This window comes from Shewanella mytili, assembly GCF_046765975.1.
GTDB lineage: Bacteria > Pseudomonadota > Gammaproteobacteria > Enterobacterales > Shewanellaceae > Shewanella > Shewanella mytili.
Genome location: NZ_JBKOUD010000010.1, coordinates 109496 through 135295, shown reverse-complemented (window position 1 = coordinate 135295; position 25800 = coordinate 109496). Strand labels below are relative to the sequence as shown.

General features: G+C 53.6%; 26 protein-coding genes, 1 tRNA gene, 1 rRNA gene and 2 pseudogenes. 16 read left to right on the top strand and 14 right to left on the bottom strand.

Translation table 11 applies throughout. The features are described from left to right. The first annotated feature begins 160 nt into the window (after nucleotides 1–160). A 5S ribosomal RNA gene (gene rrf, locus ACIDEJ_RS11315) occupies nucleotides 161–276 on the top strand. Between the two features lie 108 nt (nucleotides 277–384). Continuing rightward, a pseudogene (locus ACIDEJ_RS11310) lies at nucleotides 385–531 on the top strand (integrase core domain-containing protein); the annotation flags it as partial. Nucleotides 532–590: 59 nt separating this feature from the next. Here the strand turns inward: ACIDEJ_RS11310 and ACIDEJ_RS11305 are convergent. Then, nucleotides 591–914: pseudogene (locus ACIDEJ_RS11305) on the bottom strand (transposase); the annotation flags it as partial. A gap of 202 nt (nucleotides 915–1116) precedes the next feature. Here ACIDEJ_RS11305 and ACIDEJ_RS11300 point away from each other — a divergent pair. Together ACIDEJ_RS11300 and ACIDEJ_RS11295 are read left to right on the top strand one after the other, a co-directional pair. Continuing rightward, a tRNA-Trp gene (locus ACIDEJ_RS11300) sits at nucleotides 1117–1193 on the top strand. 163 nt (nucleotides 1194–1356) lie between these two features. After that, the gene (locus tag ACIDEJ_RS11295) at nucleotides 1357–1824 is read left to right on the top strand and encodes a GNAT family N-acetyltransferase (RefSeq protein WP_411988169.1); all 468 of its coding nucleotides are present in this window, start codon (nucleotides 1357–1359) and stop codon (nucleotides 1822–1824) included. Between the two features lie 38 nt (nucleotides 1825–1862). On the opposite strand, the gene ACIDEJ_RS11290 is transcribed toward ACIDEJ_RS11295, so the two are convergent. Both ACIDEJ_RS11290 and ACIDEJ_RS11285 read right to left on the bottom strand, forming a co-directional pair. Then, nucleotides 1863–2390, bottom strand: a complete 528-nt coding sequence (locus ACIDEJ_RS11290) for a prepilin-type N-terminal cleavage/methylation domain-containing protein (RefSeq protein ID WP_411988168.1) — start codon at nucleotides 2388–2390, stop codon at nucleotides 1863–1865. Nucleotides 2391–2652: 262 nt separating this feature from the next. Beyond that, nucleotides 2653–3129, bottom strand: a complete 477-nt coding sequence (locus ACIDEJ_RS11285; protein ID WP_411988167.1) for a Dps family protein — start codon at nucleotides 3127–3129, stop codon at nucleotides 2653–2655. 191 nt (nucleotides 3130–3320) lie between these two features. Here ACIDEJ_RS11285 and ACIDEJ_RS11280 point away from each other — a divergent pair, with 191 nt between their 5' ends. Continuing rightward, nucleotides 3321–3653, top strand: coding sequence for a DNA polymerase III subunit psi (locus ACIDEJ_RS11280; protein WP_411988166.1), 333 nt, complete (start codon nucleotides 3321–3323; stop codon nucleotides 3651–3653). 1 nt (nucleotide 3654) lies between these two features. Next, complete coding sequence (gene rimI / locus ACIDEJ_RS11275) at nucleotides 3655–4116, top strand: ribosomal protein S18-alanine N-acetyltransferase (protein ID WP_411988165.1); 462 nt, start codon at nucleotides 3655–3657, stop codon at nucleotides 4114–4116. Between the two features lie 86 nt (nucleotides 4117–4202). Here the strand turns inward: rimI and lipA are convergent, their stop codons facing one another. The 4 genes from lipA to ACIDEJ_RS11255 all read right to left on the bottom strand — a co-directional run bounded on the left by lipA (nucleotide 4203) and on the right by ACIDEJ_RS11255 (nucleotide 8090). Further along, nucleotides 4203–5168: a lipoyl synthase gene (gene lipA / locus ACIDEJ_RS11270; protein WP_411988164.1), complete on the bottom strand. Its 966-nt coding sequence runs from the start codon at nucleotides 5166–5168 to the stop codon at nucleotides 4203–4205. Then, on the bottom strand, nucleotides 5165–5818 hold the full coding sequence (gene lipB, locus ACIDEJ_RS11265) for a lipoyl(octanoyl) transferase LipB (protein WP_411988163.1): 654 nt from the start codon (nucleotides 5816–5818) through the stop codon (nucleotides 5165–5167). The genes lipA and lipB overlap by 4 nt, the downstream gene beginning before the upstream one ends. An 83-nt stretch (nucleotides 5819–5901) precedes the next feature. Beyond that, nucleotides 5902–6168 carry a DUF493 family protein YbeD gene (ybeD, locus tag ACIDEJ_RS11260; protein WP_411988162.1) on the bottom strand — a complete coding sequence of 89 codons (267 nt, stop codon included), beginning with the start codon at nucleotides 6166–6168 and terminating at the stop codon, nucleotides 5902–5904. Between the two features lie 134 nt (nucleotides 6169–6302). Further along, nucleotides 6303–8090, bottom strand: a complete 1788-nt coding sequence (locus ACIDEJ_RS11255; RefSeq protein WP_411988161.1) for an aminopeptidase P family protein — start codon at nucleotides 8088–8090, stop codon at nucleotides 6303–6305. A gap of 334 nt (nucleotides 8091–8424) precedes the next feature. Here ACIDEJ_RS11255 and ACIDEJ_RS11250 point away from each other — a divergent pair, with 334 nt between their 5' ends. Continuing rightward, entirely contained in the window at nucleotides 8425–9201 is a 777-nt protein-coding gene (locus tag ACIDEJ_RS11250; protein WP_411988160.1) for an ROK family protein, read from the top strand. 5 nt (nucleotides 9202–9206) lie between these two features. Here ACIDEJ_RS11250 and ACIDEJ_RS11245 read toward each other — a convergent pair whose 3' ends face one another. The 3 genes from ACIDEJ_RS11245 to ACIDEJ_RS11235 all read right to left on the bottom strand — a co-directional run bounded on the left by ACIDEJ_RS11245 (nucleotide 9207) and on the right by ACIDEJ_RS11235 (nucleotide 11351). Next, nucleotides 9207–9638 (bottom strand): FKBP-type peptidyl-prolyl cis-trans isomerase, encoded by a 432-nt coding sequence (locus ACIDEJ_RS11245; RefSeq protein ID WP_411988176.1) that lies wholly within the window; start codon nucleotides 9636–9638, stop codon nucleotides 9207–9209. A gap of 115 nt (nucleotides 9639–9753) precedes the next feature. Next, nucleotides 9754–10101, bottom strand: coding sequence for a DUF1294 domain-containing protein (locus tag ACIDEJ_RS11240; RefSeq protein ID WP_411988159.1), 348 nt, complete (start codon nucleotides 10099–10101; stop codon nucleotides 9754–9756). 53 nt (nucleotides 10102–10154) lie between these two features. Then, entirely contained in the window at nucleotides 10155–11351 is a 1197-nt protein-coding gene (locus ACIDEJ_RS11235) for a DUF418 domain-containing protein (RefSeq protein ID WP_411988158.1), read from the bottom strand. Between the two features lie 178 nt (nucleotides 11352–11529). Between ACIDEJ_RS11235 and ACIDEJ_RS11230 the strand changes: the two genes are divergently transcribed. The 4 genes from ACIDEJ_RS11230 to phrB all read left to right on the top strand — a co-directional run bounded on the left by ACIDEJ_RS11230 (nucleotide 11530) and on the right by phrB (nucleotide 15941). Continuing rightward, on the top strand, nucleotides 11530–12456 hold the full coding sequence (locus tag ACIDEJ_RS11230; protein ID WP_411988157.1) for a polyprenyl-phosphate transporter: 927 nt from the start codon (nucleotides 11530–11532) through the stop codon (nucleotides 12454–12456). Nucleotides 12457–12636: 180 nt separating this feature from the next. Next, entirely contained in the window at nucleotides 12637–13593 is a 957-nt protein-coding gene (locus tag ACIDEJ_RS11225; RefSeq protein ID WP_411988156.1) for a YbgA family protein, read from the top strand. After that, entirely contained in the window at nucleotides 13583–14494 is a 912-nt protein-coding gene (locus ACIDEJ_RS11220; RefSeq protein ID WP_411988155.1) for a MerR family transcriptional regulator, read from the top strand. The genes ACIDEJ_RS11225 and ACIDEJ_RS11220 overlap by 11 nt, the downstream gene beginning before the upstream one ends. Beyond that, on the top strand, nucleotides 14487–15941 hold the full coding sequence (gene phrB, locus ACIDEJ_RS11215; RefSeq protein ID WP_411988154.1) for a deoxyribodipyrimidine photo-lyase: 1455 nt from the start codon (nucleotides 14487–14489) through the stop codon (nucleotides 15939–15941). Before ACIDEJ_RS11220 ends, phrB begins: the two co-directional genes overlap by 8 nt. 4 nt (nucleotides 15942–15945) lie before the next feature. On the opposite strand, the gene ACIDEJ_RS11210 is transcribed toward phrB, so the two are convergent. Beyond that, nucleotides 15946–16272, bottom strand: a complete 327-nt coding sequence (locus ACIDEJ_RS11210; RefSeq protein ID WP_411988153.1) for a DUF3634 family protein — start codon at nucleotides 16270–16272, stop codon at nucleotides 15946–15948. A 243-nt stretch (nucleotides 16273–16515) separates the two neighbouring features. On the opposite strand from ACIDEJ_RS11210, the gene gabD reads away from it, so the two are divergent. After that, nucleotides 16516–17958, top strand: coding sequence for an NADP-dependent succinate-semialdehyde dehydrogenase (gene gabD / locus ACIDEJ_RS11205; protein WP_411988152.1), 1443 nt, complete (start codon nucleotides 16516–16518; stop codon nucleotides 17956–17958). 102 nt (nucleotides 17959–18060) lie between these two features. Here gabD and ACIDEJ_RS11200 read toward each other — a convergent pair whose 3' ends face one another. Continuing rightward, on the bottom strand, nucleotides 18061–19521 hold the full coding sequence (locus ACIDEJ_RS11200) for an aminoacyl-histidine dipeptidase (protein ID WP_411988151.1): 1461 nt from the start codon (nucleotides 19519–19521) through the stop codon (nucleotides 18061–18063). A 22-nt stretch (nucleotides 19522–19543) separates the two neighbouring features. On the opposite strand from ACIDEJ_RS11200, the gene ACIDEJ_RS11195 reads away from it, so the two are divergent. The 4 genes from ACIDEJ_RS11195 to ACIDEJ_RS11180 all read left to right on the top strand — a co-directional run bounded on the left by ACIDEJ_RS11195 (nucleotide 19544) and on the right by ACIDEJ_RS11180 (nucleotide 24241). Further along, nucleotides 19544–19699 (top strand): hypothetical protein, encoded by a 156-nt coding sequence (locus ACIDEJ_RS11195; RefSeq protein ID WP_411988150.1) that lies wholly within the window; start codon nucleotides 19544–19546, stop codon nucleotides 19697–19699. Between the two features lie 741 nt (nucleotides 19700–20440). Further along, a complete protein-coding gene (locus ACIDEJ_RS11190; protein ID WP_411988149.1) occupies nucleotides 20441–21730 on the top strand; it encodes an NCS2 family permease in 1290 nt (429 codons plus the stop codon). Between the two features lie 136 nt (nucleotides 21731–21866). Continuing rightward, complete coding sequence (gene proB, locus ACIDEJ_RS11185; RefSeq protein ID WP_411988148.1) at nucleotides 21867–22985, top strand: glutamate 5-kinase; 1119 nt, start codon at nucleotides 21867–21869, stop codon at nucleotides 22983–22985. Next, entirely contained in the window at nucleotides 22982–24241 is a 1260-nt protein-coding gene (locus ACIDEJ_RS11180; protein WP_411988147.1) for a glutamate-5-semialdehyde dehydrogenase, read from the top strand. Before proB ends, ACIDEJ_RS11180 begins: the two co-directional genes overlap by 4 nt. Before the next feature lie 84 nt (nucleotides 24242–24325). On the opposite strand, the gene ybaK is transcribed toward ACIDEJ_RS11180, so the two are convergent. After that, on the bottom strand, nucleotides 24326–24802 hold the full coding sequence (gene ybaK, locus ACIDEJ_RS11175; protein WP_411988146.1) for a Cys-tRNA(Pro) deacylase: 477 nt from the start codon (nucleotides 24800–24802) through the stop codon (nucleotides 24326–24328). A 50-nt stretch (nucleotides 24803–24852) separates the two neighbouring features. Then, on the bottom strand, nucleotides 24853–25770 hold the full coding sequence (locus tag ACIDEJ_RS11170) for a DMT family transporter (RefSeq protein ID WP_411988145.1): 918 nt from the start codon (nucleotides 25768–25770) through the stop codon (nucleotides 24853–24855). Nucleotides 25771–25800 lie beyond the last annotated feature (30 nt).

The following is a 25800-nucleotide window of genomic DNA, read 5'->3' as shown; positions in this document are numbered from 1 at the left end:
GCTGGGAGAGCACCTGCCTTACAAGCAGGGGGTCACTGGTTCGAACCCAGTAGCGACCACCATTATCACAGCGAACAGCTTTCTGAATTGAAGAATAAAGGTTAATGACGCAGGGATTGCTAGGCAATGCCGTCAGACGGATATAACCTGTAAAAATTTGTCTGGTGACAATAGCATTGTGGTCCCACCTGATCCCATCCCGAACTCAGAAGTGAAACACAATCGCGCCGATGGTAGTGTGGGGTCTCCCCATGTGAGAGTAGGTCATCGCCAGACGCCTATTAAAGTCAAAAAGGCCACCCAATGGGTGGCCTTTTTGCGCTTGCACTGCTTCATAACAGCGTGGTAATGGCTATTTTTGTTGGTATAAATGTGGGAGTCTCATATGTATACCTGAATGACCGTCCAGATGCAGCTACAGTGCTTGTAAAGCTCGCCGAATGGTTTGACGATTACAACAATTACCACCCACACAGTGGATTGAAAATGATGTCACCTAGAGAGTATCGAGCTCTTAAAGTGGCGAGTTAAGCTGTCCGTTTTAGTGGGGGCAACTACACTATAAAATTTTCTGTGTAAGTGGCTGTTTATCACAACGATATACGGTCACCGTACATGATCATAAACTGCGTCATGGCAGGCTTCCAATCTCGCAGTGGCATTGTCCACTTTTTAGCAATCTGGTGTAAAGCCAGATACAGCAACTTAAGCACCGCATCATCGCTCGGGAATGACCTTCTCGTTTTGGTGACCTGACGCAGGCTGGCATTGAGTGATTTGATGGTGTTGGTGGTATAAATCACCTTACGTATCTCCGGTGGGTAGTCGAAGAACACGCTAAGCCTTGCCCAATTGTCGCGCCAAGATTTGCTGATGCTTGGATGCTGGTTATCCCACGTCTCGGCAAAGGTGTCATCATCCCGTGACGGGAAACGCCCCAAGGTTTGATGAGGGATCGCATCGTTGTCATGCTCCTTATTTATTGAAAAATGTAGTTTTTGATAAATACGGTTGTCAATCGGCAGGCTTTGCCTGAAAAAACTGCAGTTAGTGCTTGTTGCGACAAAAAAGCCTTTACCTTTAACGGCAGTTTTAGCATAATGCCCGTCGTTCCGTAGGGGTGTAGTTCCAATTGGTAGAACAGCGGTCTCCAAAACCGACGGTTACGGGTTCGAGTCCTGTCACCCCTGCCACTTATTTCAACGGCTTGCATGTCATGTGCGAGCCGTTTTTCTTTGTGTTGGAAAAGTTGTTAGACATGTCTAGGCAGCTTTTTGAATATCAATTCACTTCTTGCAGTTGCCAATGGTTTGTAGTGGCATGACTCAGTTTTGTGTGGGCAGCAGTCCCAATCCCATGATTAACATCAGAACATACAAAGGATCAGATGCACGTGCTTTGTGGGCCATCTTTTATTACGCGGTTCGCAAAGTGAATCTGCGCGACTATTCCCAAGCACAAGTAGAGGCATGGGCGCCTGATGATTTCGCTCCTGACATTTGGCAGCGAAAAATGAACGAGATTGAACCTTTTATTGCTGAGATTGACGGCGAAATTGTGGGTTATGCAGACCTTCAGGAAAACGGGCTAATTGATCATTTCTTTGTCCATCATGAACATCAAGGGCAAGGCGTAGGACGCAGGCTGATGGAGCATGTGCTGGATACTGGCAAGCGACAAGGGAATTGCAAGCTTTACTCGGAGGTTAGCATTACTGCCCGTCCATTTTTCGAGAAGTTTGGGTTTAACGTCGTGCAAGCACAAACGGTGGATGTGCGTGGTCAAAAGCTACGTAATTTCCTTATGGAAAAACGTAGCTTATAAGCGACAGTGACATTTCCGTTGGTATCTGTTGCCGGATGTTAATCGCATCCGTCATAAAATGTGATGGTGGGTTGGCTGCTGATGTTGATGGCGTACTCATACAACACCAGACAATGGCGTTTGGCCACATCCTTGTCCAGCGCCTCATCAATATTTTTCCGTGGGTCGCTATTCAATAAAAATACCGTGGCATTTGAATGCAGGGTCTTAAGTTGCTCAAAATTTTTAAAACCATCAAGGTCGAGCATGCTGGGCGCCAGTGTTGAGGTATCACCCAGACTGAAAGGTAACGGATAGCCATAGTGCGTGGGAATTTTGCTACCGTTATAGTCCACCCACCGGCTGGGATCGTTTTTATTGACTGGCTCCCGGTCTTTTCCCTGTAATGCGGCTTTGACATGCACCAGGCTGATGGTGGTTTCCAGTGTGGCTGCCAAGGCTTTTAAGTCGGCTTCCTTGCTTTCTTTTTGTAACCCTATGAATTTTGGCAAGGCAATCGCTGCAATAATGCCCAAGATGATGATGACGGTAACCAATTCAATCAATGTGAAGCCGTTTTTTTTCATGGAAATACCTGTTGTGCGTTGAGAGTTGCACTGCCATTGCGCCATTTCAGCAGATGCCGAGTGTGCCCGTCACCTGTGCTGTATTGTTAAGCGTGCCATTCACTCATTGTATAAGTAATGGTGTTTTTATCAGGGATATATGAACATGTGCTTATGATAGTGGATATTGCCCAGGAGCGGTTGATTTTTATTCATATTGTTTTAAGGCATAAAAAATGCCGACCAATTGCATTGGCCGGCATTTTCAGTACCGCTGCTTGTGTTATTTAGCCAGCATGCTACGCAGCATCCAAGCGGTTTTCTCATGGAGCTGGATGCGCTGTGTCAGCAAATCATTGGTGGCTTCATCCTGAGCCTGGTTTACCAACGGGTAGAGGGCTCTGGCGCTGCGGATAATGGTTTCCTGCCCTTCCAGCAACTCTTGTAACATCCGGGTGGCATCAGTAACGCCATTGTCTTCCTTGATGTCGGTCACCTTGGCATAGGCACTGTATGAACCCAGCGCCCGTTCTCCCAGTGCCCGGACGCGTTCGGCAATCAAATCCACCGCGGTTGCCAGCTCTGTGTATTGGGCCTCAAACATCAAATGCAGAGTGTTGAACATGGGGCCGGTAACATTCCAATGAAAACTGTGGGTTTTGAGATAAAGGCTGTAGGTGTCTGCCAGCAGTTTATTCAAGCCGTTGGCGATGTTGAGACGATCAGCCTGATCAATGCCAATATTGATTTCTGTACTCATAATATAAACCTCCTTTTCTCGATGGGGTTATGATAACGCACAGGCTAAATGGTTAAAGCGAATAAAATAGATATGTGTAATCTGTTTTCATGTGTTGTTAATCGTGCTCTGAACAGGAATGAAAGTTTGGTCTGCGACAGCCCGGGGGATAATTGATATCCTGTGCCATTGCGGAATTTTAAGGTGGTTTGATGAACAAATTTCTTTATGCCATGGGGATTGTTCAATGGCAATCACGGCGCCGTGATGCTTCTGCTACCGAGCTGTATCTGCTGGCGGATGCAGACGGGGCATTGTTGCAACACCCCATTGTGAGCACGGTGCTGGAGTTGCTGGGCATTGCTGCAAAGCAATGCCGTGTGGTGTCTGAGGTGGCACCAGGGCAAACGGTGTTATGGGCGTTTGCCCCACATGAAGCATCTGGCGCGTTGTTGTCTACCCCCGCCATTGCCACGTTGCAAATGAGCAGCCAAAACAAACGTGCGTTATGGCAGCAATTATGGCCACATCTGGAGGCCCGTTAATATGGCACAGGTATTACCGTTAACACAGGCCCATTTGCCGCAAATGCTGCAAGTGGAGCAGCAGGCCCATCCTTACCCCTGGGACGAGGCTACCCTGGGCAGCTGTTTTGGCCGTTTCTACCAACAGCTGGGGCTGTTTGACGATAACGGGGAGTTGTTGGGATTCAGTATTTTGCAATGCGTGTTTGATGAAGCCACGCTGATGAACATTTGCATGCTGCCAGGCAAGCAAGGACAGGGACTTGGGAAAATGCTGCTTGAGGCCACCATCGCCTCTTTGCGTACACAGGGCGTGGCCATATTGCTGCTGGAGGTGCGTGTCACCAATGCTCCGGCCATTGGCCTTTATCGCCATTTGGGATTTATTGAAACCGGTAACCGTAAGGATTATTACCATACGGCGACCGGGCGGGAAGATGCGCTGTTAATGGAGCTGCCGCTGCATTATGAGGCGCGGATTTAGCCGCTTGATGGGGCGAGTCGCGAGATACAATCAAAACAAAAGCCGCCTTGGGCGGCTTTTTTACAAACAGATAAAGGCGTGGGCGCTTATTTCACTTCCTTGCCTTGTGCCTGTAAATCGGCATGGTAACTGGAGCGTACCAGCGGCCCACAAGCGGCATGGGTAAAGCCCAATTCCACGGCAATCTCATGCAGCTCGTCAAACTCCTGCGGCGTGACATAACGTTCAACTGGCAGATGGAAACGGGAGGGCTGCAAATACTGCCCAAGGGTTAACATGTTCACATCATGAGCACGCAAGTCCTTGAGTACCTGAATGATCTCTTCATTGCTTTCACCCAGCCCCATCATCAGCCCAGATTTTGTGGGAATGTCCGGATGGCGCTGCTTGAACTGTTGCAGCAGGTTAAGCGACCACTGGTAGTTGGCACCCGGGCGGGCTTTGCGGTAATGGGCCGGCGCGGTTTCCAGGTTGTGGTTGAATACGTCCGGTGGCTCCTGGGAGATGATGTCCAGTGCCTGCTCAATGCGGCCACGGAAATCCGGTACCAGAATTTCAATCTTGATATGGGGATTGAGTTTGCGGATTTCGCGGATGCAGTCGGCAAAATGCTGGGCGCCACCATCACGCAAGTCGTCACGGTCAACGGAGGTAATCACCACGTATTTCAGCTTCATGTCGCGAATGGTACGCGCCAGCTGCAAAGGCTCCTCCGGATCGGGTTTCAGCGGCCGGCCGTGGGCCACATCGCAGAAAGGGCAGCGACGGGTACAGATGGCACCGAGGATCATGAACGTGGCAGTGCCATGGTTAAAGCATTCTGCCAGATTGGGGCAGGAGGCTTCTTCACACACCGAATGCAGGCCATGGCTACGCAAGGCTTGCTTGATATCCTGAATGCGCTGGTTGGAGGAGGGCAGTTTTACTCTCAGCCAGTCGGGCTTACGCAACATGGTATCCCGTTCAGAGGGCACAACTTTTACTGGAATGCGAGCAACTTTTTCGGCGTCACGTAATTTTACGCCGGGTTGTAATCTTTCAGGCCTGTTCATGACTCTGGTAATCCTTGGTGATGCTGTAATTGCTGATAGCCAAGTCGCTGGCTGAATATTTCGCTGAAAAGCCGTGAGGCTTCCTCTACGGTGGCAGGGCCTCCTAACGCCTTGCTTTGGGTCATTTCCAGTCCGGCATAACCGCAGGGGTTGATGCGATGAAACGGCTCCAAGTCCATATCCACATTAAATGCCACACCGTGGAAGGAGCAACCGCGGCGAATGCGCAGTCCCAAAGAGGCAATTTTTTTACCCTCAACGTACACACCGGGGGCATCGGCTTTAGGGTAGGCGTCAATGCGATAGCGGGACAGGATCTCCACCACGGACTGTTCAATGTCGGTCACCAGTTGGCGCACGCCAATTTTCAGTTTGCGAACATTCAGCAGCGGATAAGCCACCATCTGTCCCGGACCGTGATAGGTGACCTGTCCCCCTCTATCCACCTGAACCACCGGAATATCGCCAGTAGCCAGAATATGTTCGGCTTTGCCAGCCTGACCTTGCGTAAACACCGGCGGATGTTCCACCAGCCATAGCTCATCAGGGCTGTTATCGTCACGGGTATCGGTATAGTGCTGCATGGCATGCCATACCGTTTCATAATCCATCAAACCAAGATGGAATACATGTAAGGTTGTATCTGACAAGGGCAATGTTTCTCCCTGTAACTGTGCCGGCACATTATACCCAGAGTCGGCAAAAATGTAATCTGGATCACATTTTTAAAGGATTATAATACGCGACGAACACCTTCAATCGCGGCAAGTTCTGTGTACAGGGTTTCAATGTGTTCCTTGCTGGTGACCTGTACGCGGATGGTAACCGACAAATAACTGCCTTTGCTGGAGGTTTTGGATGAGGTGGTGTAGTCGCCCGGCGCGTGTTTTTGCACCACCATGACGACCTGCTCAGCAAGCTGCTCGTTGTAATCGCCTACCACTTTGAAAGGAAATGAGGTGGGAAATTCCAGATATTTGTCAAATTCGGTATTCAGCATTGGCATGGCTCTCTAAAAACATTACTGCTGTTTATATGGCGCCAAGTATAACTGAATTCAAGTCTTGGATCTGTAATGACAACAGGCGGCCATGGAAAATGCGCCGTGGCCGCCTGTCGTGTCATTGGCTTGGGTTACAGGGCGGCGGTGGCTTGTTGCAGCCATGCCAGCTCGCTGCCCGACAACCTGGGAGACAGGGTGTCGTATACCCGTTGGTGATAGCGGTTCAGCCAGGCGATTTCATCAGCGTTCAGCAGTGCCTTGTCAAAAAGGCGTTTATCCATGGGGATGAGCGTTAATGCTTCAAAACAGTAGGTTTCCCGTTCGGCCCCGGCCAACTCAGTGCAGGGTTTCACGGTGATGAGGTTTTCCAGGCGGATCCCGAAAGCGCCCTCGCGGTAGTATCCGGGCTCGTTGGAAATCACCATGCCCGGTGCCAGTGCAACGGCATTATGGTTTTTGGCAATCCGTTGCGGCCCTTCGTGCACACTTAGATAATGGCCGACGCCGTGCCCGGTGCCGTGGTCATAATCAAACCCCTGTTGCCACAGGTATTGCCGTGCCAGCATGTCCAGCTGTTGGCCGCTGGTGCCTTTGGGAAATCGGGCCTGATCCAGCGCGATATGGCCTTTTAGCACCAGGGTGACCAGTTTTTTCTGTTCATCGGTAACCTTGCCGATGGCGATGGTACGGGTAACATCCGTGGTGCCGTCCTGATATTGGGCTCCTGAGTCCACAAGATAAATGCTGTTCATTTCCAGCATCTTGGGGGTGCCATTGGCATAGTTGTAATGGCACATGGCCGCATTGGAACCCGCAGCGGAAATGGTGTCAAAACTGGGTTCCCGGTATTGGGGATGCTGCTTGCGAAAGCTTTCCAGTTTATCTGCCAGCACGGCTTCATCATGCAGGCGGCCATTGGCCACTTCATTGTCGAGCCAGGCCAGAAAACGGCTGACCGCCACGCCGTCACGGATGTGGCTGTCAATCATGCCCTGCATCTCGGTGGGATTTTTGCAGGCCTTGGCAAGGGCTACGGGATCGCTGCCGGCAATCAGTTTGGCGCCGGCCGCTTTGGCCTGCAGCTGACTGGCCGCATTGGCGGTATGGGGATCGGCCAGTAATTTTTTGCCGTTCAGTGCCGACAGCGCCTCGTTAAGGGCGGCTTCTTCCCGGAAGCTGACACCTTCGCCCACATGGGCGGCAATATCCTCTGGCAGTTTTTCAAGACGGGTGAACAGCGTCATGCGGCCATCGGCATATAGCAGTGCCGTACCCAATATGACCGGGATCCGCGGAATATCCTGCCCGCGAATATTAAGCAGCCAGCAAAAGGAGTCCAGGGCTGATACCAGTGCCACATCCGCGCCGGCTTTTTGGATAAGCGCCCCGATTTCCCGGCGCTTTTGCCCGCTGGTTTTGCCTGCCAGCGCATCACTGAAAAGCTGCGCCGGCGCATTACCGGCAGCAGGCCGTGGCTGCCAGCAGCTATCCACCGGATTGCGCGCCAAGGCCACCAGTTCAATGCCGGCTTTATCCAGCGCCATTTTTGCTTCATCAAACCAGGCAAGGGTATGGCACCTTGGGTCTACGCCCACCCGGCTGCCGCTTGGCAGATGTTCGGCCAACCATTGATACTGGGGCATGTCGGTCAGGCTTTGGTAACTGTATAACGCCGCATCCACCTGTTGGCGTACCTGTACCACGTAGCGTCCGTCCACAAATATTGCCGCGCTGTTTTTCATGACAATCGCCATGCCCGCCGAGCCGGTGAACCCGCTCAGCCACAGTAGGCGTTCGTTGTGGGCGGGAACATACTCGCCGAGGTATTCATCGGCTCTTGGCTGGATAAAGGCGTCAAGATTCAACTGGGCCATCTCGCTGCGCACGGCAGCAAGGCGACTGGCAATAGGGCTGGACATAAAAACTCCGTTAGCGGCGGTATCTTGGCCTGTGCGGTCGGGTACCGGTAAAAGTGAATGCTGAAGTGAAGATTATCGCAACTGGCTAATCTATTATGCAAGGGATGCCTGATGCAACAGGCTGTCTAGTCTAGTGGCGCGCTTCATGGCCTTTTTGCGCAACATCCTGTCTGCCATCTGTGAGCTGTTGCCGCGAAAAACGGACGCTCAAGTGCAATTATTCAACAGGAAACGCAGCAAAAGCAAAGTGTTAACTGATAGGCAGTGCCGCTTTATCAGTGCCTGTGCTACTATGGCGGCGATTATCATGCTGTGGTCAGGTTTGGGGGATTGCATGGCAGACTTAACAATCGATGTAGGTTCAGAAAGCGCACTGTTTTTGTTCAGCCATGAAGGCAACACGGAGCAGTATAAAATTCCCACAGGTGAGGCATTCTCACTGGAGGCACTTAATCAACAGATTGCTGAACTTGAGCGTGACTATCAGTTGCAGGAATACCGGGTGGCGCTGGCTTTCCCCGGTATGGTGCGGGATCATTCACTGGTGTCCTGCAAACACCTGCCGGGATTGGCAGGGCAAAATCTGCAAAAATTGCAGTGCCGCGGCAAACTGGCGGTAGTGAGCAACGATGTGCAGGCCGCCATGCATGCGGTGGCAAGCCCGAAGTATGCCTGTGAACTGTTGGTGAATTGCTCTGAAGGCATGGGGCTGGCGTTGGCGGTGAATGGCCAGGTATTTACCGGTGCCAATGGGCTGGCCGGTGATTTGGGCAACTGCTGGGTGATGACCGAATCCGGTGAGTTTACCTTGGAGCAGATGGCCAGCGGCGAATCCATCCGCCAACGCCGGCTGCGTAACCCCGTGGAACTTTACCGCTCAGGGGCTTATTTGGGCATGGGCATTGCTTGGGCCATTAACTTGTTCAACCCCCAGCACTTGTGGCTGGCAGGCACCACCATTGCCAATGCGGATTATTACAAGGGCTGTGTGGCCAATATCCGTGAAATGGTATCGCCAGCAATGTCCGGCCTGTGCCAAATCAGCCGGGTAGATGATTCGGAAACCCTGGTGTGCCGTGGATTGCTGGCCATGCTGTCTGAAATGGATTAACCGCGTTAAGGGTTAATCTTCAGTAATTCAATGTCAAAGATTAACGCAGAACCCGGCGGGATCTGGCCAGCGGAGCGGTTGCCGTAGGCCAGGTTGTTGGGAATGAAAAAGCGCACTTTATCCCCTTCCACCATCAACTGTACGCCTTCTGTCCAGCCTTTAATTACCCGATTCAGCGGAAAAGCCAATGGCTCGCCGCGCTTGATGGAACTGTCAAACACGCTGCCATCGAGCAATCGCCCTTCATAATGCACTTTTACCGTATCGCTGGCAGCGGGATGTTGTGTGCCTTCGCCCCGGGTCAGGTATTGGTACTGAAGTCCGGAAGCGGTAGTGATAACGCCGGGTTTCTGCTGGTTTTCAGCGAGAAAGGCCTCTCCCTGGCTGGTGATTTGGGTAATGTTGCGATTTGTCAGTGAGTTCAGGTAAAAATACATGGCTACTGCAATTGCAGAAGCCAGCGCCACGCCAATCATTGTTTTCATTCCGTTTTCCCGTATATCGGTCTGCCGTTGCAGATGAAGCGGTATATTAGCAGTTTGTCTCCCCGCTTCACAGCGATTGCAGCCGGGTTATCACGGCGGGATGCAACGCCAGTAACATGCCCAGCAGCAGTAGCAGATTGAGCCATACGCCAGTGCGAAACCGCCAACAAAAAGGGTGCTTTAGGGTTTTATGCCGCAAATGGTGCCGTGCCAGTATGCCGCCAGGCCAGCCGCCGATGAGGCCCAAAAACTGTAATCGGGTTTCTGCGACTCTCTGTTTTTTGGCAATGGCGGCACGTTTGTCATGCGCGTATGCCCCGTAACTGACAAGGCTCAACAGCAGATACCAGCTTGCCAGCCACCATGGCAGGCATTGCGCCGCAGCCAGTAACGTCAGGCCCAATAAAAACCACAAGGCAGCTTGGCAGCTCCAGGGGTTATGGCGTGGGCGACATGTTGCCGGGCCCATTAGCGGTTTCCCCGAGTGTAGGCCAAATGGCGCCACAGCCGCTCCAGCGGCCCCTGGCGGCAGCATTTAAGGTAATAATGGGCCAGTAACAACTGGGCAATGCTCCAGAGCGTGGCCAGCAATAGATAGTCCATGAAATCAAGTGTTAGCAGTAATTCCGGGGCAAGATGGCGAAAAAATGCCACTCCGGCCAGCGATTGCAGGATATACAGGCTCAACGGGATCCTTCCCACCGCCTGCAACGGGGACAATCGTTGTGGCTGGTTGCGGCAATAACCGACAATCGCTTGCACCAGCCAGAGGGCCATGGGAATGGCAGCAATCATCACGATGACCTGTGCCATGGATTGCAGCAGCGAACGCTGGCTGAAACTGCAACCACACGCGATGCCTGACAGTAATAACGACCCCCATAAATAGCGGTGTCTATGAGGAAGACTGCGGCTGAACCAGCCCTGTTGCAGCAGATAAATGCCCAATAACATCAAGCCGCTTAAGATCCATAAATAGGTGATGGGAAAGGCGAGCAATCCCATTATGAAAAGCCATGATTGTTGCTGAAATTGCTGCGGGTATGGGCCGGTCCATAATTGGTATTCCTGCCAGTAATCGGCACTGCCTCGCACCAGTGGCGGCCAGTCCGCGGGCAGCAGTGCCAATAGCAGCATCACCAAAACCCCAATGCCGATGAACAACAGGGATTTATTGAGCAGCTCTGCCGCCGCAAGGTTGCGGTTGCGCCATACCAGCAGGCCGCAAAGACCATAGCTCAGCAGGATATCCCCCGGCCACAGCAAGACGCCGTGCAAAACGCCAAAGACCATCAACCAGTATAAACGGGCGCTGACTTTGGCTTCGGCGTTTTCGCCCTTGGCCATGAAATTATGCCACTGGATGTAAAGCCCAATGCCAAACAGCATGGAAAACAATGAGATGAACCTGTCTCTTAGCAGCAGATAATACAGTACCTGCCCGATAGTATCGCCAACAGGTGCAGCGGCGGACGGGATATAGTCATAACTGCTGATCCCCATGCTGAAAATGTTCAGAAAGAAAATGCCCAGTACCGCCAATCCCCGCACTGCATCAATGTTGGGCATGCGGGCAATGGGCGCCAGCAGGGGGAAATTGCTGTTAGGTGATGCTGACATCGGGTGGTTTGTCGGTGCCTGCATGGGGGCTTGTTCATGTAACAATGTCAGTCCTATCCCTGAGTAACAGTGGCTTTGTGCCATGGGGGTGCATGGCGTTATTGTGGCTTGTGCACTCCGCTTTGGAGGGTACTATAGCAAACATCATTTGGCTTGCAGCACTTAGCTTTAATGGCTGAGTTACGTATAATCCGCCACAGACTCAAATCATCAGGAACATTTTGTGAATTATTTGCTGACCTATCTGAAGGGCCTGGCCATGGGGGCGGCTGATGTGGTCCCCGGGGTATCTGGCGGCACCATTGCCTTCATTACCGGTATTTACGATAAGTTGCTTGAAAGCATACGCCGCATCAATCCCACTTTGTGGTCCGTATACCGTCAGCATGGGCTGAAAGGCGCCATCGCCCATATCAACGGGGCGTTTTTGCTAAGCCTGTTTGCCGGCGTGCTCACCAGCATTTTTACACTGGCAAAACTCATCTCCTGGCTGCTGAGCCATCATCCCATTCCTGTGTGGTCATTTTTTTTCGGGCTGATTGTCGTGTCGGTGTACCACATGCTGCGTCAGGTCCGGGGCGGATTTTCCGCGGCCCGTATCGGCTTGTTTGTCATGGGAGTGCTGTTTGCCTGGTTGATTACCGTCATTAACCCGGGGCAGGTGGAGGCCAGTTACCTGAACATCTTTTTAGGGGGCGCCATTGCCATTTGCGCCATGATCCTGCCCGGAATTTCCGGCAGTTTCATTCTGTTGCTGTTGGGCCTCTATCCTGCGGTACTGGGGGCGGCCAAAAATTTGCAACTGGACATTCTCGGCTGTTTTGCCGTGGGTGCGGTGCTGGGATTGCTCAGTTTCAGCCATCTGTTATCCCTGCTGCTGAAACGTTTTCGGGACGGAACGCTGGTGTTTCTTACCGGTCTGATGTTGGGCACTCTGGGTAAAATCTGGCCCTGGAAACAGACCTTGAGCTGGCGCACCAACTCCCATGGTGAACAGGTGCCGCTGCACCAGCAGAACCTCTCGCCTTGGGGCTATGAGCAGGTAAGCGGCAATGAGCATCAGCTGTTATTGGCCATTGGCTGTGCGGTGGCGGCCATTGTGTTGGTACTGGCGCTGGATTATTTCAGTAGTCGCCAGCCGACCCGCTGACAGGCTTCATGACAAGCCCCTGCGGGGGCTTTTTTATGCACGTGATATTTTTCCGATACTTTTTGCCCGCAACACTCGCTACCTCTTTCCAACCTGCATGGTCAATAAACTTATACAAAATTTGATTTATGTATAACTATGTGTCTTACTGAGATATAAAGTTATACAGGAGTGACTGCTATGTATAAGTTTACGTCCCAGCCCATCCGTTTGGGCATTAGCGCCTGTTTACTGGGTGACAAAGTGAGGTTTGATGGCGGGCACAAACGCTCGGCCTATTGCACTGGCGAGCTGGCCGCGCATGTTGAGTTTGTCAGGATTTGTCCGGAAATGGCCATTGGGCTCGGAGCACCACGCCCGGGCATCCGTCAAGTGCAGACGGATGACGGCATCCGCATTCAAACCGTTGACGGTACGAGGGATGTGACCACACCGCTGCAGCGTTATTGTGATGACAAGGTTGAGGCTTTGCACAATATCAGCGGCTACATCCTGTGTGCCAAATCGCCCACCTGCGGCATGGAACGGGTGATGGTATACAAGCCTGGCAGTCATCATGGCAGCAAACGGGGGCAAGGGCTGCTGGCAGCGGCATTAAAACGCCGTTGGCCCCAGTTGCCCATAGAAGAAGAGGGGCGGTTGCATGATGCAGGGTTGCGGGAAAATTTCTTTACCCGGGTGTATGCCCATCACGATTGGCAGCAATTATGCCAGTCTGGACTTACCCGGCAGAAGCTGACCCATTTTCATGCCCGCTATAAATATCTGCTGCTGGCTCATTGTCCGCGCCTGTATCGCCAGTTGGGGCCGTTACTGGCTGATGGTGGCTCAGCGGTTGACGACATTGCCTCTCGTTATTTCGTGATGTTCATGAGTGCATTGCAGCATCAGGCCAGTCGCAGCAATCACACCAGTGCCTTGCAGCACATTCAGGGCTATTTCAAAAAGTGTCTTTCTCCGGCGCAGAAGGCCGAATTAGGTCAGACCATTATGGATTTTCGCCAAGGGCTTAAACCGTTGTGGGTGCCGCTGACGCTGATTAATCATTACTTGCGGGAGTTTCCCAGCCCCTACATTGCCCAGCAGGTGTACCTGAATCCCCATCCTCAGGAGTTGAAATTACGTTATGCCTACTGATATTGACCATGACAGGCCTTATTTGGCCATTGGCGAAGTTGCCAAGCGTACGGGGGTTAATCCCATCACCTTGCGTGCCTGGCAGCGGCGTTTCGGGTTGGTGATCCCCGCCAGAACCCCTAAAGGGCACCGCTTGTACAGCGAGCGGCAGCTGCAGCAAATTCGGGAGATTTTGCAGTGGCTGGAGCGCGGCGTTGCCATCAGCAAGGTCAAACCCCTATTGCAAAGCGGCGTGGCCATGCCGCCAGAACTCGGGGCGGATAATCATACTGACGGTGATTGGCAACGGCTGGAGGGGGCGTTGCTTAATGCCACGCTGCAGTTGCAGGCCAGTGCCTTGCAGCAACAGCTGGATGAGGCGTGCAGTTTGTATCCGCCGTTGTTGCTTGGTCGCCATCTTCAAGCCTGGCTGTCTAAAATGGCGCAGTGCCTGGCTGGCAGGGTGGATGGCAGTTTGATTGATGCTTGGCTGCAACAGCAGTTAACCCAATGGTTGGCGCTGCGGGCAGGCAAGCTGTTAAGCCAAAAGCCGCCGCAAATCCTGCTGGCAAGGCTTGGCCAACAGCCTTTTCAAAGTGAGTGGTTGCTTACATTGGCGCTGGCGCTCAGGGGGCATTATCCCCATATGGTGGGTAACATTGTGGCCCCGGAAACATTACTGCTGCTCAGCGAGCGCCAGCCCTTTGCTGCCGTGGTCATCTTTCCGGCCCCCAGCCATTGCCAGAAAACCGCCGAGCAATTAATCCGCCTGGCACAGGCATTACCGTGCCCCTTGTTATTGGGCGGGGAATTTGCCCCGTTGTTTACCGGGGCGCTTGTGGCATCCCCTGTGGGGCAATTGCCCCCTGACGGTGATGTGACTGCTGCCATTGAACGCATGAGGGAGGCAAACGATGACTGACATCCCATCTTGTCCCACCGTTTTCATGTGGTTTCGCAAGGACTTGCGCTTGTATGATAACCAGGCGCTGACTCAGGCTTGCGGGCGGGCAAGAGCACTGGGCGGACGTGTTACTGCGGTGTATACGGTGACCCCAAACCAGTGGCAACGCCATGACATGGGGCTGAGACAGCTGGATTTCATCCGCCGGCAGCTGCATACGCTGGCCAAGGATTTGGCGGCGCTGGGAATTGAATTGCAGCTGTGGCATTGCCCGCTGTTCAAGGAGATGGGTGCCTTGTGGCAACAGCAGCTCATCCGGCAGCAGGGGGTGGCCATTTATGCCGGTCAGGAGGCGGAAATTGACGAGCGGCGCCGGGATGAGTCCCTGCTGGCGCAAGGATTACCGCTAACGCTTACCCATGAGCACTGCCTATTGCCCCCGGGACAGGTATTGACGCAAAACGGCGACATGTACCGGGTGTTCACGCCTTTCATGCGCCGTTGGTGCCAACAGGCTGCCGCCATGGTGGTCAGGCCGTTACCGGCCCCAGCGGCGGTGGCCGCCGCGCTGCCAAGCGCGCAACTGGCGGGGATACACGCCCTGATTGACCGGCATTTTTTGCCGTTAACCCAGAAAGCGGACAGTAGCTATTGGCCCGTGGGAGAAGATGCCGCCCATCAGCGTCTGGAGGCATTTACCCGGCATCAGCTTTATGATTATCCGCAGCAGCGGGATTTTCCGGCGTTGGCAGGATGCAGCGGTTTATCCCCTTATCTGACGCTGGGCATCCTTAGTCCCCGGCAGTGTTTCGCTGCGCTGTTACTGCATTATCCCGAAGTGCTTTATGGGGTGCACAGCCCCGGGCGCAGCTGGTTGGCGGAGTTAATATGGCGCGAGTTCTACCGTCATCTGCTGGTGGCTTTCCCCCGCCTTGGCATGGGGAAAAATTTCAATCCGCTGGCGGACGGGATTATCTGGCGCAACAACAAGGAGGAGTTTGCGGCCTGGTGCCACGGGCGCACCGGTTATCCCATTGTGGATGCCGCAATGCGCCAGTTGCATCATACGGGCTGGATGCACAATCGGCTGCGGATGATTGTGGCCAGTTTTCTCAGCAAGCATCTGCTGGTTGACTGGCGCTGGGGAGAGCGTTATTTCCGGCAACAGTTACTGGACGGGGATTTGGCTGCCAACAATGGCGGCTGGCAATGGTCGGCCGGCACGGGGTGCGATGCCCAGCCCTGGTTTCGCATTTTTAATCCCATGAGCCAGAGTGAAAAATTTGATGGGCAAGGCCATTTCATCCGGCGCTGGTTGCCGGAGCTGCAAGAATGGTCGCTGGCGGATCTGCATCGCCCTGCTGCCGGCAAAAGGTCAACGGCCGGTTATCCGCCGCCGCTGGTGGAACACGGCTTTGCCCGCCAACGGGCCTTGGCGGCGTTGGCGGTGCTCAAAAAAGGCTGATGGGTTACTGGGCGGTTTGGGTGTAATACTGGCGGGGAAATAGCGCCTGCAACTGTTGAATGTGCCTATCGCCCACATTGGCCGATACATGCAGCTGTACCTTACGGTCTCGCTGCTGCGCGCGCACCACACAGGTGAGTTTGGCGGATTTGGCCAACTGGCGGCAATCTTTCGCAAATCTGTCGGGTATCTTGCCATAATGGGATACCAAACGGCCGTCCTTGAATTTCATCTCAAACAGGGTGCGCGTGCCTTTGCGCCCGCTAAATACCAGCTTATAGATAATGACCAGGGCAATGGTAATAAACAGTATTTTCAGCGCATAGGACATGATGGGCTCCTTTGGTGCGGCAGATAGGCATAACATGCACAAAATATAACGGCACCCAGACCCGGTTACTGCCGTTTGTGTCACATCTGCATCATGTGTTTTTGTGAGCTGTATTGCGGCTCAATGGTCGCTTTATGTTAACGTAAGCTAATTTATCTTTTCATTTCAAGACGATGACCCCAGCAAGCCACTAGGCAGTGGCGCCATCGCCGGTCAGCTGCCGTCAGGCGGCAAGGAGAACCCGTGAAACTGCATTATTTACCCCTGCTTAAACAGCAGGCATTCATCAATGGTTGTTGGACCGATGCCGATAATGGCCAGCAACAGCCGGTGATAAACCCGGCCAACGGCGAAACGCTGGCGCAGGTGCCGGTGTTGGGCGCCATTGAAACCCGCCGTGCCATTGAGGCAGCTGATGCCGCGTTGCCCCCATGGCGCGCCTTGGCAGCCAAAGCGCGTTCAGCGGTGTTGCAGCGCTGGTTTGAATTGATTATCCAGCACCGGGACGACTTGGCGCTGTTGATGACCAGCGAGCAGGGCAAGCCTTTGGCGGAAGCCCGGGGGGAAGTGACCTACGCCGCCTCGTTTGTACAATGGTTTGCCGAGGAAGCCAAACGCATCTATGGCGATACCATTCCCGGACACATGGCCGACAAACGGCTGCTGGTATTGAAGCAACCCGTGGGGGTGACGGCCGCCATCACCCCGTGGAATTTCCCTGCCGCCATGATCACCCGCAAGGTGGCGCCGGCATTGGCGGCGGGATGCACCATGATCCTGAAACCCGCCCCGCAAACCCCCTTGACGGCGCTGGCGCTGGCGCAGCTGGCACAAGAAGCCGGCGTGCCGGCCGGTGTGTTCAATGTGTTGCCGGGGGATGCCAACGCCATTGGCAACGTGTTGTGCGACAGCCCAGTGGTGCGCAAATTGTCGTTTACCGGTTCCACCAAGGTGGGAAAACTGCTGATGGCGCAATGCGCTCCCACCTTGAAAAAACTGTCGCTGGAGCTGGGCGGCAATGCGCCTTTTATCGTGTTTGATGATGCTGACCTTGATGCAGCGGTGGAAGGCGCATTAATGGCCAAATACCGCAATGCGGGCCAAACCTGTGTTTGCGCCAACCGCATTTATGTGCACGAGAGCATTTATTCCGCCTTTGCCGAAAAACTGGCGGCCAAAGTTTCGGCCATGAAAGTGGGCTCCGGGCTGGATGAGGGCGTGGAGATTGGCCCGCTGATAGATGAAAAAGCCGTTGCCAAGGTGCAATCCCATCTGCTGGATGCTCAGGCCAAAGGGGCGACCCTGTTATGCGGCGGCCAGATAGTGCAGGGCAACTTGATGACGCCGGCCGTCCTGACCGACGTGAACAGCAGCATGCGCGTTGCCAGGGAAGAAACCTTCGGCCCCATTGCACCGCTGTTTCGTTTCCGGGATGAAGCCGAGGTGATAGCCATGGCCAATGACACGGAATTTGGTCTGGCAGCCTATTTTTATGCCAATAACCTGTCCAAGGTCTGGCGTGTGGCAGAGGCGCTGGAGTATGGCATGGTGGGCATTAACACCGGTCTCATTTCCAACGAGGTGGCGCCTTTTGGCGGCATAAAAGCCTCCGGGCTTGGACGGGAGGGTTCAAAGTACGGTATTGAAGAGTATCTGGAACTCAAGTACCTGTGCCTGTCACTGTAGTGCGGCGTGACTTAAGTGCCCGGTATGCCGTGTCCTGAAACAAACACACCGGGCATTGTCCCGGTGTGCTAATGGTTAATCCTGATGGTTTAACCGATGGATTCAGGCCTTTTCCGGGATGCGCTGCAATACCGCCAACAATAGCTGCCAGTACTGGCCAACGGTGGTGATGTTCACTTTTTCATCCGGGCTGTGAGGGAAGCGGATGGTGGGGCCAATGGATACCATGTCCATGTCCGGGTAGGGTTGTTTGAACAGCCCGCACTCGAGCCCGGCGTGGATCACCATGATCACCGGTTCTTTATGGTAAATCGACTGGTAGGTGTCGCGTACAATGGCCATTACCGGTGAGTGATTATCGGGTTTCCAGCCAGGATAAGCGCCGTTGAAGGTGATTTTGGCGCCTGCCAAGGTGGCCAGGGACGACAGTTGGCTGCAAACGTAGTCACGGCCGGAATCAATCAGGGAGCGTACCAGGCACAAGGCGGTGGCCTGTTGATTTTCAATGGAAACCACCCCAAGGTTAAGGGACGTTTCTGTCACCCCTTCCACCTCATCGCTCATGCGCATCACCCCGTTGGGGCAGGCATTTAACAGGGCCAGCAACTGCTGCTGGGTTTGGGCGCTCATCACTTCACTTGCCACCGGCATGGGGCTCAGGGTTAACTGCATGTCCGGATCGGCAATGGCAAACTCGCTGCGCAGCAAGGCTTCATATTCGGCAACGGCTTGTTGCAGGGCGTCTACCTGGGCGTTGGGCACTACCAGTCCGGCATCGGCTTCACGGGGAATGGCATTGCGCAGGGTGCCCCCCTGGAAATCCACCAGTTGCAGCTGCAAGTCGCTTGCCTTTTCAAACAGGAACCTGGCCAGCAGCTTGTTGGCATTGCCTCGGCCAAGATGGATGTTGGCGCCGGAGTGGCCGCCTTTCAATCCGGACAGCATCAACCGAAAAGCGCTGCTGTCACTTGTGGCGGCCTCGGTGGTGACCGGCAGTGTAATGGCAGCATCCACGCCACCGGCACAGCCCATGTAGATTTCACCTTCCTGCTCGGAGTCTGTATTGATGAGGATTTCCCCCTGCAATACGCCTGGCTGCAGGCCAAAGGCGCCGCTCATGCCGGATTCTTCATCCACGGTCAATAACACTTCCAGCGGACCATGGGCAATGTCACGGCTTTCCAAAATGGCCAGGGCAGAACACATGCCAATGCCATTGTCAGCACCCAGTGTGGTGCCTTTGGCTTTTACCCAGTCGCCATCAATCCAGGGCTCGATGGGATCTTTGGTGAAATCATGTACCTTGTCGGCATTTTTCTGCGGCACCATGTCCATATGTGCCTGAATGACAACCGGTTTGCGATTCTCCATTCCGGGCGTGGCAGCCTTGCGGATAATGAGGTTACCCACTTCTTCCACCACCACTTCTAACTGATGTTCTTTGGCCCATTGCTGAATGTACTGGCTGAGTGCGGCCTCATGGCCGGATGGGCGGGGGAAACTGCAGATTTTTTCAAACCAGCGCCATAGGGGCTGGGGAGCTAATTGGCTGATATCGGACACTTGAAACTCCTGCGTTTAATGTGTGCTGCACACCGGCAAAACCGTGGTGATGGCCGGTGCAGTGATTGCCAGCAAGTCTACCATAATCCGCTGGCAGGTGTTCATCTCTCACCTGTGGCCGCTGGCGCGGTTTGGGCGTTATTCCGCCAAGGCAAACTCATCCGTGGTAAGGGGTTGAAAATTCGTGGCATGGGTCACGTTTGTCATCCTTGTCAGTTTGGGCTACATATGGCAGGGACGGTCGTTACCTGAAAAATGCAGTCATATTTATGTAATAATCGAGTCAGTTATTTTTGCCCTTGTGAAATTCAACAAACAAAAAACTTACAAAAACAATTTATTCCCGGAGATAACTTGTAGTTAAATTTCAGAAGTGTATTATTTTGTTCGTTAGCGATGATGTCGTGGTTGGTTATTTGCCGTGGTTAAGGCTGTTGCCTGTTATCCGTTCAGGAAGCGTCCCCAATCTATTCTCTGGCAGGTAGCGTAAGGTGCAGTGTTAACTGTCATGTTAAGCCCCTCATTTAACCAAGGCGGCCGGGAACCGGAAGTGCTCCATCTTCCATAGTCAGTCCCCATCACTATTTTTAACCTCTATAGTGGTTACTTGTGGATACGGATTTTATGATGAGAAGCTGAACTTCTTGTTTGAGTATGCAAATAGTCCCCCCAAGGCTATGGGCGATGAACGTATCTTTTTTTTACCTGCTCTTTTGAGCAGGTTTTTTTTGCCTGAAAAACAGTAATGGTCATTTTGTGATCAATTGGGCAATTGCATAAATACAGTTTTTTCACTGCATATTTTGGCTGGTGCCCAGGGGGCAAAGTTCCTATAATCGGCCGCTGTCAAAACAGTATTGTTAAATAACTGTGACAAACCTTTCCCCTACAATAAATCATATTCAAGGAACCTGGTTCCATGTTGGAAAAACTATTCAAACTCAAAGAACACCACACTACATTGAAACAGGAAGTGATTGCCGGTATCACCACGTTCCTGACAATGGCATACATCATTTTCGTTAACCCCAGCATGTTGGCCAGTGCGGGGATGGATCAGGGCGCCGTATTCGTGGCTACCTGTCTGGCAGCTGCCGTGGGTTGTCTGGTCATGGGGCTGTTGGCCAACTATCCCATCGCCCTGGCACCCGGCATGGGGCTTAACGCCTTTTTCACCTACACCGTTGTAGGCGAAATGGGCTACAGCTGGGAAACCGCTCTGGGGGCGGTATTTTTGTCTGGCTGCTGTTTCCTTATCCTGTCACTGGTACGCATTCGCGAATGGGTGGTGAACTCCATTCCGGTTTCACTGCGGATGGGGATTGCCGCCGGTATCGGTTTGTTTCTGGCGTTGATTGGCCTGCGTGGCGCCGGCATCGTGGTGGACAATCCGGCCACGTTGGTGGGGCTGGGAGATTTGACCTCCTTCAATTCCATCATGGCGGTGCTGGGCTTTTTGTTGATTGTGGCTTTTGTGCAGCGGGGCTATAAAGCGGCAGTGATTATGAGCATTCTGGCCGTGACCATTCTGGGGCTGTTGTTTGGCGATGTACAGTATACCGGTGTGGTGTCCATGCCACCTTCCATCGCGCCCACTTTCATGAAAATGGATTTAAGCGGCATGCTGGATATCAGCATGATTTCCGTGGTATTTGCCTTCTTGTTTGTGGATTTGTTCGACACATCAGGCACCTTGGTGGCAGTGGCGCACCGGGGGGGATTCCTGGATAAAAACGGCCGTTTGCCCCGATTGAACCGGGCCTTGAGTGCCGACAGCCTGGCAACCATTGCCGGTGCGGCACTGGGGACGTCCACCACCACCAGTTATATTGAAAGTACCGCCGGGGTGAGTGCGGGTGGCCGTACCGGCTTGACCGCCGTGGTGGTGGGCCTGCTGTTTGTGGCGGCGCTGTTCATCTCGCCGCTGGCGGGTATGGTGCCCGCTTATGCTACCGCTGGCACATTGTTTTATGTGGCCATTTTGATGACGTCCAGCTTGTTGCATGTGGAGTGGGAAGATCTCACTGAAGCGGCGCCTGTGGTTGTGGCAGCATTGATCATGCCGTTCACCTACTCCATCGCCAATGGCATCGCCTGTGGTTTCATTACCTATGCGGCAGTGAAATTACTCTGTGGCCGCTTTAAGGAGCTGAACCTTGGGGTGGTTGCCCTGGCCCTGCTGTTTATTGCCAAATTCGTGTGGGGTTAAGTTAACCCCTTTTCAAAAGCCGTCCGCTGGGCGGCTTTTTTATGCCTTTTCGAGGCGTTCAGCACTCAAGCCGCTAGGAATCTGGGCTCAGATTGGGTATAAAATTAGCCTCTGATCCATTCCTTTAGCGTAAACAATGAACCTTTCTACCTCCCGCTACAAACGGGTTGTTATTAAACTGGGCACCAGCGTGCTGACATCTGGCAGCAACAAGCTTGATAAGGCGCACATGGTGGAGTTGGCCCGACAGATGGCTGCACTGATGCGCAGCGGTATCGAGGTGGTGCTGTGTACCTCCGGTGCCATTGCCGCCGGCCGTGAGCATCTGTTGTATCCGCAACTTCCTGACACCATTGCCAACAAGCAGTTGCTGGCTGCCGTGGGGCAGAGCCAGTTGATCCTGGCCTGGGCGCAATTGTTCAGCATTTATGGTTTGCATGTGGGGCAACTGCTGCTCACCCGTGCCGATTTGCATGACCGTGAGCGCTACCTCAATGCCCGCGATGCCCTTAACGCCCTGCTGGCACAGAACATCATCCCCATCATCAATGAAAACGATGCGGTGGCCACCAATGAGATAAAAGTGGGCGATAACGATAATCTTTCTGCCCGGGTGGCCTTGTTGTGTGATGCGGATTTATTGCTGCTGCTAACCGATCAGAAAGGCCTGTTTGATGCCGATCCCCGCACCCATCCGGATGCCCATCTCATCAGTGAAGTGGCCAATATTGACGACAGCCTGCGGGAGATGGCAGGCGCCTCGGTCTCCGGATTGGGAACCGGCGGCATGACCACCAAGCTGCAAGCGGCGGATATTGCCCGCCGGGCGGGCATTGAAGTGATTATCGCCTCAGGTCATCATTCGGACGTGATTGTCAAAGTGACCACCCATCAGCGGGTGGGCACCCATTTCAGTCCCATTGAAAACCCGCTGGAAAGCCGCAAGCAATGGATTCTGGCCGGCCCCAAGGCCAAGGGCAAACTGGTGCTGGATGAGGGCGCGGTCAGGGCGGTTTGCGAAAAAGGCCGCAGCTTGTTATCCACCGGCATCACGCGGGTGGACGGCAATTTTGAGCGCGGGGCAACCGTTGAAATGTTTGATGCGCACGGTCATAAGATTGCCCGCGGCATTTGCCGCTACAGCGCGCTGGCATTGCGCATCATTGCCGGTAAGCATTCAGACGATATCGAACCGTTACTGGGCTATGATCACGGTAACGCAATTGTGCACCGCAACGACATGGTGGTTTTATGAGCGAGTCCTATCTGCAACAGCTTGGTCAACAGGCCAAAGCGGCAAGTTTTGCGCTGGCAAATTTGTCCAGCCCCGAAAAGCGGCAATTATTGTCAGTGATTGCCCAATCGCTGCAGAACGCCACCGATACGATTCTGGCAGCCAATGCACAGGATGTGGCGGCGGCCAAAAATGCCGGTTTGGACGAGGCGATGATTGACCGGCTGTTGCTGGATGAGCCGCGCCTCAACGGGGTCATTGCCGATATTGCCAAGGTGGCCGCATTGCCGGACCCCATCGGCCGGGAGTTTGACTCGCAACTGCTGGATAACGGCATACGTTTATGCCGTCGCACCGTACCGTTAGGGGTGATAGGGGTGATTTATGAGGCCCGCCCCAATGTGACGGTGGATATTGCCGTGCTGGCACTGAAAACCGGCAATGCGGTGATCCTGCGCGGTGGCAAGGAAACCCTTAACTCCAATCTGGCGTTAGCCGCCGCCATCCGTGCCGGACTGTTGGCATTCGGGCTGCCGGAAAATGCGGTGCAGCTGGTGGACAATCCTGACCGGGCGTTAGTGACCGGTTTGCTCCGGCTGGATCAGTACGTGGACATGATTGTGCCCCGGGGCGGTAGCAAATTGCAGCGTTTATGTGCCGAACAGGCCACTATACCGGTGATTTTGGGCGGCATTGGCATTTGCCATCTGTATCTGGATGCTGCAGCGGATTTATCCCGCTCCACCTCGGTGATTGTCAACGCCAAAGTGCAGCGCCCTACGGTGTGCAATGCGCTGGACACCTTGTTGGTTCATCAAAGTGTTGCCAAGCGGTATCTGCCTCAATTGGCGGCGGTATTGACCGCCCAAGGGGTGAAAATGGTGGGGTGTGAGCAAACCCGGCAGCTGTTACCCGCTTATGACATCATTGCCGCCAGTGACGAGAGTTATGCCACCGAATGGTTGTCCTTGACCCTTGGCATCAAAGTGGTGGCCGATGTGGATGAAGCCATTGCCCATATTCGGCGGTATTCCAGTGGTCACTCGGAGGCGATTCTCACCGACGATATCACCACCGCCAACCATTTCATGGATGAGGTCAACTCCGCTGCGGTTTACCTTAATGCCAGCACCCGCTTTACCGATGGCGGTCAGTTTGGCCTGGGGGCAGAAGTGGCCGTGAGTACCCAAAAGCTGCACGCCCGTGGCCCCATGGGACTGGAAGCGTTAACCACCTATAAATGGTTGGCGGTGGGAGATTACACCTCACGCAGCTGATGTGGGTTATATCACCACGGTTTTCAGGTGACATGTTGCGACAAGGACCCGTTTATCGGGTCTTTATCGCAACGCTGCAGAGAACTATTCGCTTTTTATCTCGGCAAAACTGCCGCGACACAAACCTGCCAGTACATCTGGCGCCAGACAAATCTCCAGCCCTCGCCGTCCGGCACTGACATACATTTGCTCAAAATTCTTGGCGCTGCTGTCAATAATGGTCGGCAGGGCTTTTTTCTGTGCCAGCGGGCTGATGCCCCCCACCAAATAGCCGGATGACTTTTGTGCCAGTTGGGGATTGGCCATGACCAGTTTTTTCTGTTTGATGGCTTTTGCCACCGCTTTCAGGCTCAGGTGATGGTTTACCGGCACCAGTGCCACGGCAAGGGGGGCACTTTTTTCATCCGTGCTCACCAGCAAGGTTTTAAACACCTGATCCGGATTGAGCCCCAGGGCATTTGCGGCTTCTTCGCCGTATGATGCAACATTCTTGTCGTGATGGTATTCATGAACGGTAAAGCTAATCTTGGCTTTATGGGCAAGATCGATTGCGGGTGTCACGCGGGCCTCCTAAACATAATTCTTTACAATGATTTTTCGTGGTTGCCACATTACAGGCTGCGACGAATGCGTGGCCGCCGATGCTTGCCGATATGTGGCAACAATTGCTGCAGTAACAGCGCCAAAATAATCAGCCCCAGTCCCAGCAGCGTGGAGGGCATGATGGTTTCCCCCAGGATCAGGGCGATAAAACACATGGACAACACCGGTGACAGAAACACCAGATTGCTGATACTGGCGGTGCGGGTGGCTTTTTTCAGCGCCAGCAACCACAACACAAAAGTGATGCCCATTTCAAACAGCCCCACATAAGCGCCTGCCAACAGCGCGGTAAAACTCAGCTGGGGCAACGACTGGGTGGATATCAGCATCAGGGTGATGCAGGGCAAGGCTACCAGAAAACTCAGCAACAGGCTGACCACCGGATCACCTTTATCCTTGGTGTTCACAATCCAGTAAAGGCACCATAACAGGGTGCCGGTAAAGCACAGGGCAATCCCCAGCGGGTGCTCAAATTCCAGGGTGGCAATATGGCCCTCGGTGGCAATTACCAGCACCCCGAAATAGGCGATTAATGCGGCGATGATGTCCGATGCCCGTAATTTCTGTCCCAGCATGGGCACCGACAACAACGGCAGCAAAATCCCCCAGGTGTAATTGAGAGACAGCGCCTGCTGGGCCGGCAAGATGTCGTAGGCCTTGAACAATACCTGATAATAAAGGAACGGGCTTATCAGGCCGGTTTGCAGATACAGTAGCGGCCGGGCACGAAACTGCTGCCACAAAAGGGGCAATTTGCGCTGGTATCCCAATAACCCCAACAAACACAATGACGACACCAGAGTGGCCACAAACACCAGCTGCAGCGGTGTAAAAAATGTCAGGGCGATTTTAAAGGCAGTGGCAACCGTGGACCACAGCAAAACCGCCCCAAGACCATAGGCATACGCCTGAGAGGATGTTTTCAATTATCGCTACTCAACTCAAACTCAAGATTA